The organism is Bacteroidota bacterium, from assembly GCA_017303905.1.
Classification (GTDB): domain Bacteria; phylum Bacteroidota; class Bacteroidia; order B-17B0; family Aurantibacillaceae; genus JAHEYG01.
Map to the genome: position 1 here is coordinate 99,238 of JAFLBH010000004.1, position 13,644 is coordinate 112,881.

The 13,644-nt window shown below is 36.1% G+C and carries 8 protein-coding genes; 4 read left to right on the top strand and 4 right to left on the bottom strand.

All coding sequences use genetic code 11. The features are described 5' to 3' along the window. Positions 1-102: 102 nt before the first annotated feature. Positions 103-1,959: a carboxylesterase family protein gene (locus J0L69_13735; GenBank protein MBN8694251.1), complete on the bottom strand. Its 1,857-nt coding sequence runs from the start codon at positions 1,957-1,959 to the stop codon at positions 103-105. 241 nt (positions 1,960-2,200) lie between these two features. Here J0L69_13735 and J0L69_13740 point away from each other — a divergent pair, with 241 nt between their 5' ends. Beyond that, the gene (locus J0L69_13740) at positions 2,201-2,518 is read left to right on the top strand and encodes a hypothetical protein (protein MBN8694252.1); all 318 of its coding nucleotides are present in this window, start codon (positions 2,201-2,203) and stop codon (positions 2,516-2,518) included. A gap of 1 nt (position 2,519) precedes the next feature. Here J0L69_13740 and J0L69_13745 read toward each other — a convergent pair whose 3' ends face one another. The 3 genes from J0L69_13745 to J0L69_13755 are packed head-to-tail and all read right to left on the bottom strand — an operon-like array spanning position 2,520 to position 6,867. Beyond that, positions 2,520-3,020, bottom strand: a complete 501-nt coding sequence (locus J0L69_13745; protein MBN8694253.1) for a heme-binding domain-containing protein — start codon at positions 3,018-3,020, stop codon at positions 2,520-2,522. Position 3,021: 1 nt separating this feature from the next. Further along, positions 3,022-3,666: a serine/threonine protein phosphatase gene (locus J0L69_13750; protein ID MBN8694254.1), complete on the bottom strand. Its 645-nt coding sequence runs from the start codon at positions 3,664-3,666 to the stop codon at positions 3,022-3,024. A gap of 3 nt (positions 3,667-3,669) precedes the next feature. Continuing rightward, on the bottom strand, positions 3,670-6,867 hold the full coding sequence (locus tag J0L69_13755; protein MBN8694255.1) for a SpoIIE family protein phosphatase: 3,198 nt from the start codon (positions 6,865-6,867) through the stop codon (positions 3,670-3,672). Positions 6,868-7,134: 267 nt separating this feature from the next. Here J0L69_13755 and J0L69_13760 point away from each other — a divergent pair, with 267 nt between their 5' ends. Genes J0L69_13760 through J0L69_13770 form a run of 3 tightly spaced genes read left to right on the top strand, consistent with a single transcriptional unit; the run spans position 7,135 to position 13,641 of the window. After that, positions 7,135-9,546 carry a M1 family metallopeptidase gene (locus J0L69_13760; protein MBN8694256.1) on the top strand — a complete coding sequence of 804 codons (2,412 nt, stop codon included), beginning with the start codon at positions 7,135-7,137 and terminating at the stop codon, positions 9,544-9,546. 1 nt (position 9,547) lies between these two features. Continuing rightward, entirely contained in the window at positions 9,548-11,008 is a 1,461-nt protein-coding gene (locus J0L69_13765; protein MBN8694257.1) for an aminoacyl-histidine dipeptidase, read from the top strand. Positions 11,009-11,031: 23 nt separating this feature from the next. Further along, positions 11,032-13,641 (top strand): tetratricopeptide repeat protein, encoded by a 2,610-nt coding sequence (locus J0L69_13770; GenBank protein ID MBN8694258.1) that lies wholly within the window; start codon positions 11,032-11,034, stop codon positions 13,639-13,641. Positions 13,642-13,644: the final 3 nt, after the last annotated feature.

Below are 13,644 nucleotides of genomic sequence, written 5' to 3' on the forward strand. Positions count from 1 at the left end.
TTCAAAGTCCAGATTCGTAATATTAGCTTGGCAAACCAAATGATTCGCTGACTACTAATATAGTTTTAAAAACAATATAAGAAAAGGTATTCTTTACCTAGTTTAATTAAGTACCAATTTACAACGGCCAATAGGCATCCCCTTCTCTAAAAGGGTACAAGTATAAAGTCCTTTTGATAAATACTCAAAATCCAATTGATTTTCACCTGCATAAACCGGCTTCTTAAATACTAACTGTCCGATAGCATTAAATATTTGCAGCTCGCAACTCTCCATATCATTTGGCATTTCAAGTACCGCTTTTACATGGGTTGGGTTAGGATAAACATTCAATGTAAAAAGCTGCTTATTCCCCTCATTGATCCCTATTGTACTAATGCAAGGCGTATACGCAATGGAATTGTCCCATAAATTACATTCGGCTGTTCTTATACCACACTGACTTCCATTCGGTGTTGCTTTTATATCCAAATAACAATCGCTGCTTGCGTTATATTGAGGCCAGGATGCTAAGTTCGTTCCGTTTGGATTTCCTGTATTGGCAAAATTCACCCAATATTTTAACATCGCATTCTGTACCGAATCATCTTGTGGTTTAAATAACGGTCCGCTCCCCAAGGTTGCATTTTCCCAATTATTAAACACATAAAATAATTCCATTCCATGGTAACTACCTAATGGTGCTAAAACACTAACCGTATGTTTATGCGTAAAGAAATAACGCCAAACCGGTTGTGTCTGATTTAAACTAACACATTGCGCCGTTCTTCTGGCATTAGCCGTAAATTGCGCGTCACTTAATATGCCTATATAAGATTGGCGTGCTTGTGTAGTTGTTGTACCCGGAGGATATAAAGCAGTTGCCTGGGCTTGTAAACTGGAAGGCACCGTTGCATTAATTAACAAGGTAACCATACCCGGTAAAACCGTTGGAGGCGCGGATAAACTCATTTCTTCGGAATTAGAACCAATCATAAAAGGAACTTTATTAAAGTTTCCGTTTTGGATGGCTTGCTGCGGAAAATCATTAAAGTATACATTATCCTTTACGGCTAACCAATTTAATCCTACTGTTCCACCGGTAAGTGGCGATTCCTGATCTTTCACCAAACTATCAGCGGGTACTGTTCTCATAAATGATATTTTCTGCACATCGGTACCAGTAGAAATAAAACTATCAACGAAAGCCACACCATCATTCTTTACGGTGTTGTAGTCGCCAACCACAGGTGCGGCGCTTTGAATACAGGCTCTCTGAAACAAATTAGCTGCCATTGGCGTTAACATTAAATTTCCAACATTAATTCCTCCTGCACTCTCTCCGAATATCATTACTTTGTTAGGGTCGCCACCAAAATTAGCAATGTTATTTTTCACCCAGGTTAATGCTAATATCTGATCCATTACCGCATAATTTCCTGAAATATTATTGGCATTCTCGGGTTCCAATCCGGGATGAACTAAAAAACCGAGCGGCCCTAAACGATATTGAATGGTTACTACCACAGCATCGCCACGTTCTGCTAAATTTTTCCCAATGTACATTTGAGTACCTCCACCATCTTCACTGGCGCCACCTTGTTGATTGCCGCCACCATGAATAAAAACCAATACCGGTCTCGACCCAGCGCCTGTTTGAGGCGTCCAAATATTTAAATACAAACAATCTTCATTTCCGGTGATTGTATACGTTGAACTTCCTTGAGTGAATTTTTTCTGAGGGCAAACCGGCGCAAAACTATTGGTGAGCAATGTACTGGTCCATGTTGTTGGATTTTGAGGCGCTCTCCATCTTAAATTACCTACAGGCGGTTTAGCAAAAGGAATTCCTAAAAACTGATGAATAGTTCCGTTTAAACTTCCTTGTACCGGACCAAACTGTGTTGATACGGTTTGCGCGTAAATAAAGCTTGCCGAAATAAATAATAAAGTGAATAATAAACGTATTTTTTGTTTCATGAGGATGATAGTTTAATGTAAGACCTCCAAAATCAATAAAGGTTTAATCTAAGATAATAATTTTTATTGGCTTCTATCCCCCATTCTACGTTATAAGCTTCTCCCCTCAATTTCGTGATTTTTAAACGCATTTACATTCGTTAACACATTTCTTTACAACTACTGTAACTAAACCACGGAACTTTACGTCTAATTACTAAAAGCACTCAAAATAACAATATAAACTATAAAAAATAAAGTCATGAAAACAAAAGCAATCATCCCGGCCTTCTTTTTCATCTTCTTGAGTTTAGCGGCAAAGCCATCAGACCAAGGTACAGGTGAAGCAGTAGAAAAATTGAAAACCAAACTCGAATTACCTGTTGAGTTATTCGATAACAAATCAGAAAACCAAATTCGTTTATCTTTTAAGGTAAATGAGCAAGGTAAAGCAGAAGAAGTAATTATTAATGCGGAGAACGAAAAAATCAAACAATTCGTTCAGGAGAACTTAAGTAAGTTGGAGTTTAATGAAAAAGGAGAAACAATTAATTTATTGATGCGCTTTAAGCTTCAATAGATTAATGATGTTCCTCTTGGTGTTCTTCCTGTTCGGTACTGGCAAATTGCGAGCGCGCCGCATTAGCCCAGTCAATCAAAGCTTTCTTTTGAACATCCGTCAATTCGGCATTACCGTGAATTAAAGTGTAAGACGACATTGGCATTTCTCCTGAACTTACCATTTCGCTAAGCTCTTCCAGCTTATGCGCCTTTTTTTTATCTTTATAGGTATTAAACTGAGAGAAATTTAAATGACGTTTACCATCATCGATATGATGATGAATCCACCAACCAATAGGTTGAATGTTTTCATACCACATATGATTGGTAAAATCCGAATGACAGTCGTAACATGAAGTCACTAAAATGTTTTTTATATCATCCGGTACGTTTGTAGCATGCAGAATATCATTCTCACCAAAAGCTTGTCCTTCATTTTTATTCGTTTGAAATAGTTGCAATAACAAAATTATCCCAAAGAGGATTAATAAAATTGTTTTTGGCTTTCTTAAGTTCTTCATATTAGTCTATATCTTTTTCTATTGTTCGGATGGTAAAGGTATCAATTAATTCGCCATTCTCTTTCAATTTGAGGCCGGTAAGCGATTTTCCGAGATATGCCCCGGTATCTATATTGTAAGAATTTGTTGAATGATCAAAAGTTATTTTATTCCCTTTCACCGGTGTATGACCATATATCTGCACCTTTCCAATGTTTTTAATTCCTAATCGTTGCCACAACAATCCGCTATAATGACTTTCCTCAAATGCAAAAGGTGATTCACTAATGCCGGCGTGACTAATAAGCACATGTTCGTTTTGCCAATAGGTTTTCATGCTTTTAAACCATTTGGCATCCTCTTCGAAACTCCTCTCAGCCAAAACATATTGCCAAAGCACTTTCTTCCCATATTTATCGTACCATTTTTCCTCTTTATCCTTATTAAAATACTGAAGTGCCAACCATTCATGATTACCTTTTAAAAAAACTGCCTGATGTTTTTGCTCTAAGTCTCGGCAATATTTCACCAACTGCGGCGTAAAATTTCCACGGTCAATTAAATCTCCCAACTGAATCAGCATTTCCTTTTCAGGCTCCCAAAACTCCAGCATAGCCCTGAAAGTATGATAACAACCGTGTACGTCGCCAATTACAAATAAGTTCATGATTTAAATTCGTATGCCGATAACTAATACATCATCTACCTGTTCATGTGTTCCTCTCCAGTCTTTCATTCTGTCATCCAACAAATGAAGTTGCTGTGTCATCGATTGATTATTTATTTCGATAAGTAATTTTTCAAAATTCTTAACCATGAATTTTTTCCCTTTCTCACCGCCAAACTGATCGGCATATCCATCGGTAAACATATAAAGTGAATCGCCTTTACTTATATCCATTCTGTTATTCGTAAATGGTTTTCTATAATCTGCATCGATACCGCCAATCGGTTGTTTATCGGCCTTTAATTCTATTAACTCTCCGTTTCGAACCAACCATAACGGACGCATAGCACCGGCGTATTCCAAATAAGATTCTTTTAAATAAATTTTACATAAAGCGATATCCATTCCGTCACGTGTTTCACCTACCGATTGATCTTGTTTAAGTGCCGCGCGAATTCCTTTATGCAATTCGTTTAGTATTAAATCGGGCTGCGTGATATTTTTCTCATTAATGATTTTAGATAATTGTTCGTTACCAATCATACTCATAAAAGCACCCGGCACACCATGTCCGGTACAATCTACCGCCGCAATCAATACTGCATTTTCATTTGGCAGTGCATGGAACCAATAAAAATCTCCCGCGACAATATCTTTCGGTCGGTATAAAATAAAGTAATCATTTAAGTATTTATCGATACTTTCTTTTAACGGCAGTATTGCTTCCTGAATTCGTTTCGCGTAATTAATACTGTCTTTAATCTCCTTATGAGCCTCTTCCACTTTTTGTTTTTCCTCCTTTAACTCGAGTGTACGCTCCTCCACTTTACTTTCGAGTATCGCCTTTTCTTTTAAGAGCTTTTGTTCTCGCCATTTAATATAAGCGTAGATAATTGCAACAATTAACAACAAACATAAGCCATAGAACCATTTTGTTTTCCAGAAAGGCGGAGAAATTGTAATAGTTACAGAAGCGGGTTCTTTACACCATACACCATCATTGTTGCAGGCTCTAACCATCAAAGTATAAGTACCGGCATCCAAATTGGTGAATGTGACGCGATGTTCGTTACCAATATTTACCCAGGCTTCATTAAAACCTTCAAGCTTGTACTCATAGATGTTTTCCGAGCTATTTGTGTAATCCAGTGCTGCAAAGTCAAAGGAAAAGAAATAATCGCGATAGGTTAAATCAATTTCATTGGTATAGGCAACATCATACGGTAGCTTTACTGATTTATTAAGAACAGTAAAGTCGGTAAAAACCAATTTAGGTTCAGTTGTATTTCTCTCCAAATCGTTTGGATCAAACACATTTATACCATTGTTACCACCAAACAATAATTTGCCATTTTGCAACGTTAAAGCGGCATTCAACGAAAACTCTTTTCCTTGCAGTCCATCCGCATTTTGAAAGATGTCAAACTTTAAATTCTTTTGATTAAAGCAAACCAATCCTTTGTCGGATGCAAACCAAATTTTTCCTGACAGATCCTGTGTAATTGAATAAATAACTGATTTAAAAATTGGATTGAGCGTATCGAAACTTTTTGCCTTAGTTTGACCTTTCTCGAATACAACTAAACCAATTGTTGTTCCCAACCACAAATTACCGTCACGATCAACATAGGAACCTGATACACCACCATCTTTAAAAAATATTTTTCCATCAGCGTCGCGTATATACTGTTTGTTTTTTCGTGTTACAGGATCAAACAAATTAACACCCGCATCAATGGTTACAACCCAGAATTTTCCGGTACCATCCGGAAGTATTTTAGTCAAGGAATTGCTAGAAATTGTATTTTCATCGCCTTTCAAACTTTTTATAGAAGTAAAATTATCTTTCAAATCATTATAGAGGTACAATCCCTGCAAAGAAGACGCAATCCAAAGTTTACCCTGATTGTCTCTGATAATGGTATAGCTGGTATGATGTCCAAATGAATTTGTGTCGCCGCTATTTATGTAATTTGCATATTTTTTATTCTTTGGAAAATAACGATACGGATATCCGCCGGAAGTAGAAAACCAAACGCTGCTGTCTTTTGGGTCGGTATAAACTTCCAGTACTATTGAATTTTTTCTTAATGAATTAGGATTACTTTCATCGATTGGAAATTTACTGAAAGTCTTTTTCTCCAAGTTAAAAATATCAACCCCTCCGCTATGACCAACATAAACTTCCGTTTCAGATTTTTTACCAAAACACTGTACTGAATTTTCGGATAAACTATTTGATTTTGCGCTTTCATGCTTAAAATAACCGAAATGGAGTGTTCTTAAATTCAAGGTGTTTACTCCACCTTGCCAAGTTCCTGCCCAAAGCAGTCCACTTCTATCTTGCATAATGGTGAATATAGTATTATCACTTATAGTTTCGCTATCGTCCTTATTATTCTCAAAAAAGGTAATAATATTATAATCACTGCTAATTCGCACTAAACCGCGCTCAGCGGTTGCCCACCATATATTTCCTTTCTCGTCTTCATGGAATGCCGATATGAGTGCAGCATGCTTTAACATTTTTATAGGATGTGCCGAATCTTGACTGCTATAAATTTTCCCGGTTTTGGTGTCTATCACATTGGCACCTGCATTCCAACAACTAATCCATAAGTATCCTTTTTTATCCAGATACAAAGCACGCACCGAATTAGAATTAATTTTATTGTGTCCTTCATTGGATGAGTAATACTTGCATTTTCCGGTAACAGGGTCGAATTCTGTTATACCTGCATTTAAATGCGAGAACCAAATATGTCCCCGCGTATCCTTCACCATGTGCTTAATGCGATCACTCAGAAATGGGATACTGTTTTGTCCCATCTTTCTGAAAACAGTAAACTTTCCGGATTTTTTATCCAAGATATTTAATCCATCATTTGTACCAATGTAAAGTTTACCCGGCTCGAACTCCGCAATTGTATTTACTATCTCATTGCTTAAACAGTTTTTATTTAAAGTATCGTACTTAAAATTTGTGATTTTACCATTACGCAAATTCATTTTAAATATGCCGCCTGCAGTACCTCCCCATAAATTATCATCATCATCCTCATATAAACACCGGATGGCTCCATTAAAAATGGCGGTACTGTCATCAATGTTAGCGTTGTAATTGGTAATTTTTACGCCATCGTATTTATTTAAGCCGTTATAGGTTCCCAGCCAAATAAACCCTTTCTTGTCCTGTATCATGGATATTATCGAATTCTGCGTTAATCCATCATCTACAGTAATACGGTTAAACCTAGCAAACTGAGCTTTGTATACGGCAGCAAAAACTACGAAAAAGCAAAATAATAAATATCTATTGAGGGGTTTATACAATACCACTAAAAATACACATTTTAAGCGAACCATATAACGAAAAGAATTACCAATATTTTATTAAATATTTATGCTAAAGCGATGCTTTTAAGTATTTTTTTAAGAAATTGTGCTTCCTGTAAATACGATTAAAAAATGAAAAAATCATCCCTTTTTGCATCCCTTTTCTTTTTGTCATTGACTTCGATTTTAAAATCGCAAATCAAAACCTATTCCTATCAATACGACGAGGGCGCTCCAATGCGTGAACATGTTCTCGATTTCGAACGCATGCGTTTATGGGTGGAGTTTGAACCTGAAAAAGGTTTAGTGAAAGGGAAAATAACCCATTTCTTTACGCCTTTGCGTCAGAATGTAGACTCTTTCTTTTTAGATGGGCCCGGAATTAGTATTAAGGAGGCCAAACTAAATGGCAAGGAGATTAAATTCAAAAACAATTCAGATGGAATATCTTTCTTTCCTTCCTCTACATTACATTGGGGAGAAAAAGACAGTTTAGTGATAACGTATGAAGCCTATCCTCGAAAGGGAATTTATTTCATTGGCTGGAATGACCCTCAAAACATAAGTCGCAAACAAATTTGGACACAAGGACAAGGCATTGATAACCGTCACTGGTTTCCTTGCTATGACACGCCAAATGACAAACTAATTACTGAAGTATATGTAAAATTCAATAAGGATTATAAAGTTTTAGCGAATGGTGTGAAGGTGGCAGAAAAGGAAAACAAAGACGGAACAAAAACCTGGAATTACAAAATGAGTCATCCGCATGCCAGCTATTTAGTTATGTTAGGTATTGGTAAATATGAAATAAAAGAAACCAAATCGAAAAGCGGTGTTCCTTTACGTCAGTGGTATTATCCGGAATGGAAAGACCGTTATGATTACACCTACAAATACAATGAAACCATTTTTAATTTTTTAGAGAGTGAAATTGGTGTGCCATATGCATGGGAATCCTATTCACAAATTCCGGTGCAGGATTTTATGTTTGGCGCCATGGAAAATACAACCGCTACTTTATTCGGTGATTTTTTTGAAGTAGATGCACGCGGATATAATGACAGAAATTATGTTGCCGTAAACGCGCACGAATTAGCTCATCAATGGTTTGGGGATTTTATTACAGCCCGCAGCAGTAACAGTCACTGGTTACAAGAAAGTTTTGCTACACATTATAATGTAACTGCCGAGCGTGAGTGTTTCGGACAAGATCATTTTGATTGGGCGCGTCGTCAGGCTCACTTAGCGGGCATTGGCGTTCAGGATAAAAAATCCATTTCTCATAGCGGTGCCTCATCCACTACTATTTATCAAAAAGGCTCACAAGTACTGGAAATGCTGAAATACGTAACCGGACGTGAAGCATTTAATAAATCCGTAAAGCGTTATTTACTTAATCACAAATACGCCAATGTAGATTCGGATGATTTATTGAATGCTTTTCAGGAAGAGTTAGGCATGGGACTTGAGTGGTTTTGGGATGAGTGGGTTTACAGAGGAGGAGAACCAATTTACAATGTAACCTATGAGGATAACCTTCAAAATGGTAAACGCATATCTCAGTTCACGGTAAAACAAGTACACGCAACTAATGATATCATTACTTTATTTAAAATGCCAATTGTATTTGATGTGTACTATAAAGATGGCAGTAAAGACAGTAAAACTGTTTGGATTGAAAAAGAAACTGAAATTGTAAAAATTGAAAACAAAAACAATAAAGAGATTGACTTTGTTTTATTTGACCCAAACAGTCAGATTATGAAAACTGTGAACTTCACAAAACCATTGGAAATGTTGAAGTCACAGGCTTTGAAAGCTCCAAATATGTTAGACCGATATGATGCCATTCAAGCCATGAAACACATTCCTGTGGATATGAAACTGGATGTATTAAATGAGGCTTACGATAAGAATTCATTTCACGCTATTAAAACAGAAATTGCAACGCAATTATTAAATGCAGGAAATGAAGCCGGCATGAAATTAGTAAAACAAGCACTGCATGATAAAAATGTTTTGGTGAGAAAAGGTATTGCCATGAATACACGAACCATTCCTAAAGAATTACTAAATGATTACGAAAGTTTACTCACTGATTCTTCCTACATGATGATTGCCTCCTTATTAGAAAAACTGTGTTATCAATTTCCCGAAAATACGGCCAAATACTTAGATGCAACAAAAGACTTTGAAGGCAACAGCGGAAGAAATGTAAAAATAAAATGGCTGGAAATTGCTGCTGAGAAAGACAACAAGTATTTAAACGACTTAGTAAATTATACTTCTAACTCATACGAATTTCTTACACGCGCCAACGCCATGTCATCTTTAAGAAAGTTAAACTACTTTGATGCAACGCTTTTAAATAATTGCATTAACGCGGCTTTAAGTAATAACGGTCGACTTGCCTCCCCTGCCGCTGAAACAATTAAATTCTTTTACGCACAAAGCAAATACAAAAAAATGATTAGCGATGCCATTACAGGATATAACGGCAAAGCATTTGAAAAAGACATTTTAAACAAATTAATACAATAACATGAGCTCAGAAATCAGAAACCTTGAACCAAAAGCACTTTGGAATAAATTTGCCGACTTAAATGAAGTACCTCGTCCCTCTAAAAAAGAGGAACGTGTGATTGAATTCATGATAAACTTTGGAAAGAAGTTAGGATTAGAAACTATTAAAGATGATACAGGAAACGTTATTATAAAAAAGCCCGCCAGTAAAGGTTACGAAAACAGAAAAACTATTGTGATGCAAAGTCATTTAGACATGGTGCATCAAAAAAACAACGATACCAATTTTGACTTTTCCACTCAGGGAATTGATATGTATGTGAAAGACGGATGGGTGCGCGCAAAAGGAACAACCTTAGGAGCAGATAACGGATTAGGTGTGGCTACTATCATGGCTATTTTAGAGAGTAAAGAAATTGAACATCCAGCCATTGAAGCTTTGTTTACCATTGACGAAGAAACCGGCATGACGGGGGCTTTAGGTTTAAAAGGCGGTTTATTAAGCGGTGATTTTTTATTGAATTTAGATACGGAAGAAGATGATGAGTTAACCATTGGTTGTGCCGGTGGATTGGATGTAACCGCGAAGAGAAATTACAAAGAAGAAAGTGTATCCGGTAATAATAAAGCATTTACCATTACGGTGAAGGGTTTAAACGGCGGACATAGCGGCATGGACATTCATCGCGGATTAGGCAATGCCAATAAGATGATGAACCGATTATTGTATTCGGCTTATGAAAAATTCGGTGTACGTGTGAGTGAAATTAATGGTGGTAGTTTACGCAATGCCATTCCCCGTGAAAGTGTAGCTGTAGTTGTAGTACCGTCAGACAATTCGAATAAATGGAAAGAAGAATTTGAAAAACGCAAGTCGGAATTAAAATTCGAATTCAAAACAACCGAGAAAAATCTAACAATTGAATTAGTAGAAACTTCTCTTCCTTCTAAAGTAATGGAAGCAGAAGCACAAAAATCATTGCTAAAATCGATTTACACGGCGCATAATGGCGTTTACCGCATGAGTGCTGATATTCCTAACTTAGTTGAAACCTCCAATAATGTAGCCAGAGTATTAGTGAAAGATGGCGAAATAACAATCCTCTGTTTAACGCGATCAAGCGTAGAGAGCAGTAAATATGATTTAGCCGATGCTTTAAGAAGTGCTTTTGAATTATGTGGTTGTGAAGTCACGTTTGCGGGTGCATATCCGGGATGGACACCCAATGTAGAATCACCTTTATTAGACATGATGATAAAGTTGTATGAAAAACAAAACGGACAAAAACCAAAAGTAGCAGCTTGTCACGCCGGATTGGAATGCGGCATATTGGGAAGGAATTACCCTGGCATGGACATGATTTCATTTGGTCCGACTATTAAAGGCGCGCACTCTCCGGATGAAAGAGCCAATATTGCTTCAGCAGAAAAATACTGGAACTATGTTTTGGAGATTTTAAAGAACATACCGAAGAAATAATACGATTAAACAAAACCTATAACATGTCAAAAAAAATATTTTTTCTTCTTGCAATTTTCTTGAATCAATTAACTTATGCTGCCGAGTTAAGCAAAACCGACAGTTTACGTTTAGAATTAAAAACAGTAAAAGGAAATAAAAGAGTTGATGTAATAAACAAACTCATAAAAAACATCTATAAAGATGATATTAAAGAGGCTAAAAAATTACTGAGTGAAGCTGAAAAGCTAAGTGCTGACTACCCTCAAGGAAAAGTGACCATTCTGCTTAACAAAGGTAGAATTGTACTGCAAGAAGAGAAAGACGCTAATAAATCTTTGAGTTATTTTGAAGAAGGATTAAAATTAGGTGAAAGCATTAATTATGTAGACGGAGTATCTGCCATCTATTCTGCCATTGTAAGAGTCAAGCGCGACCAGGGCGACATGAAAGGGTGTGAAGAATCTTTGAATAAAGGCTATCTCTTTGCCGAAAAAAACAAAAACACAGAAATGAAAGCTAATCTTCTGAATCTTCATGGAACGATGGAATATTTTAAAGGAAATTTACCAAATGCATTAGAGTATTTTAAAAAGTCACTCGCAGAATATAAAAAAATCAACATCAAGGATCAAATAGCCGGATTAACAATGAATATCGGCATTATGTATTACAGACAAGGTGCGGCAAAAGAATCATTAGATTATTATGAAAAAGCGCTGAAAGTAATGCGCGAAATTAAAGACTCTTTAAATATTGCAAACGCCTTACAAAACATTGCAATAACCGAAAGTCAATTGGGCAATGAAACAAAAGCAATTGAGGACTATAAGGAAGCAATACTGATATTAAAATTACTAAAAGAAAACTTAGCATTATCCGGCTGCTTAGATAATTTAGGTGCTTCACTTTCTAACATTGGAAAAAAAAGTGAAGCGCTTAAATGTTTTTTGGATGGCATTAAAATAAAAGAACAAGAAAAAGACGGAAGAGGGCTTGCCTACTCTTACGTTAATCTCGCCTCCGTTTATCAAGAATTACGTGATACATTAAAGTCCTTTAAATATTATTATAAGGCGAAGGAAATGTGTTTAAACATAGGAGATGAATACCGTTATGGGCATACGTTAAATGGTTTAGGCGTTTTACATAGCGAAACGAGAAGATATGATTCGGCAAAATTTTATATGGATGAAGCTTTAAAAATAGCGATAAAACTAAATGACATTCCTGGGCAAGGCACCTCTTTGCTAAGTATTGGAAATAATTATAAACGACAGAGAGACAATACCAATGCTGTTAAATACTATAAAGAAGCCTTAACAATTAAAGAAAAAATTGGTGATAAGGTAAGTGTTGCAGGATTACTAAATAATATTGGAGTAATTTACTATGACGCCAAGAATTATCGCGAAGCCGTTAACTATTACGAACGTGCTCTCAAAATGCGTAAAGAAGCTAATAATATGCTGGGGATTTCCGACTCGTATTTATCCATGGCAAATGCTTACAGTGAATTAAGAGATTATAAAAACGCTTATCAATATGAAGTTCTTTATCATAAAACCTGGGATTCATTATACAATGCAGATATCACTCAACAAATTGCCGAAATGAATACCAAATATGAAACAGCTAAAAAGGATAAAGAAATTGCTGAACGAAAAGCATCAGAAAAAATCGCCAACGAAAAAGCAGAGAAAGAATCCTTAGAAAGAAAAAATGCTGAAAATAAATTCTTATTTGCCATACTGGGAATTACTTTATTATTGGTTTTAGCCGGCTACGTTATTTATGGAAACATTCAACGTAAAAAAGCCAATTTACTTTTAGCCAATCAAAACAAAGAGATTAACGAGCAAAAAAACGAAATTGAAAAACAAAAACATCTGGTAGAGGAAAAACAAAAAGAAATAATCGATTCCATTTCGTATGCCAAACGTTTGCAAGAGGCCATTCTTCCTCCTGTTGAGTTTATTAATCATCATATTCCGAACAGTTTTATACTTTACAAACCAAAAGACATTGTTGCGGGTGATTTTTACTGGGCAGATGTTGCTGAGGACTGTTTTTATATAGCCGCGGCAGATTGTACGGGGCATGGCGTTCCAGGCGCACTCGTGTCTGTGGTTTGTTCAAATGCTTTAAACAGAGCCGTAAAAGAATTTAACCTAAGAAAACCGGGAGAAATACTAGATAAGACAAGGTTACTCGTTATTGAAACTTTCGAGAAAAGTCAAAACAATGTAAAAGACGGAATGGATATATCCTTATTATGTATTGATAAAAAAAATAAAAAAGTTAGCTGGAGTGGGGCTAATAATCCGCTTTGGTATATACAAAACAATGAACTAAATGAAATTAAAGCCACGAAGCAGCCGATAGGAATGATTGATAATCCTCAACGGTTTGCAACGCATGAATTAGCCTTAACCTCCGATACAATATTTTATCTAATTACAGACGGCTACGCCGACCAATTTGGAGGAACTAACGGTAAAAAATTTAAATACAAACAACTGCAGGAATTAATGTTATCTTCTTATCATCATCCAACTAAACAGCAAGCAGAAATATTATCCGAAGCATTTAATTCATGGAAAGGAAATCTGGAGCAAGTAGATGACGTTTGTATAATTGGGATTCATATTTAAACT

Bases quoted from the DNA above. Each gene is read 5' to 3' on its own strand.
- J0L69_13735 (MBN8694251.1), bottom strand. From the start codon at position 1,959: ATGAAACAAAAAATACGTTTATTATTCACTTTATTATTTATTTCGGCA.
- J0L69_13740 (MBN8694252.1), top strand. From the start codon at position 2,201: ATGAAAACAAAAGCAATCATCCCGGCCTTCTTTTTCATCTTCTTGAGT.
- J0L69_13745 (MBN8694253.1), bottom strand. From the start codon at position 3,020: ATGAAGAACTTAAGAAAGCCAAAAACAATTTTATTAATCCTCTTTGGG.
- J0L69_13750 (MBN8694254.1), bottom strand. From the start codon at position 3,666: ATGAACTTATTTGTAATTGGCGACGTACACGGTTGTTATCATACTTTC.
- J0L69_13755 (MBN8694255.1), bottom strand. From the start codon at position 6,867: ATGATACAGGACAAGAAAGGGTTTATTTGGCTGGGAACCTATAACGGC.
- J0L69_13760 (MBN8694256.1), top strand. From the start codon at position 7,135: ATGAAAAAATCATCCCTTTTTGCATCCCTTTTCTTTTTGTCATTGACT.
- J0L69_13765 (MBN8694257.1), top strand. From the start codon at position 9,548: ATGAGCTCAGAAATCAGAAACCTTGAACCAAAAGCACTTTGGAATAAA.
- J0L69_13770 (MBN8694258.1), top strand. From the start codon at position 11,032: ATGTCAAAAAAAATATTTTTTCTTCTTGCAATTTTCTTGAATCAATTA.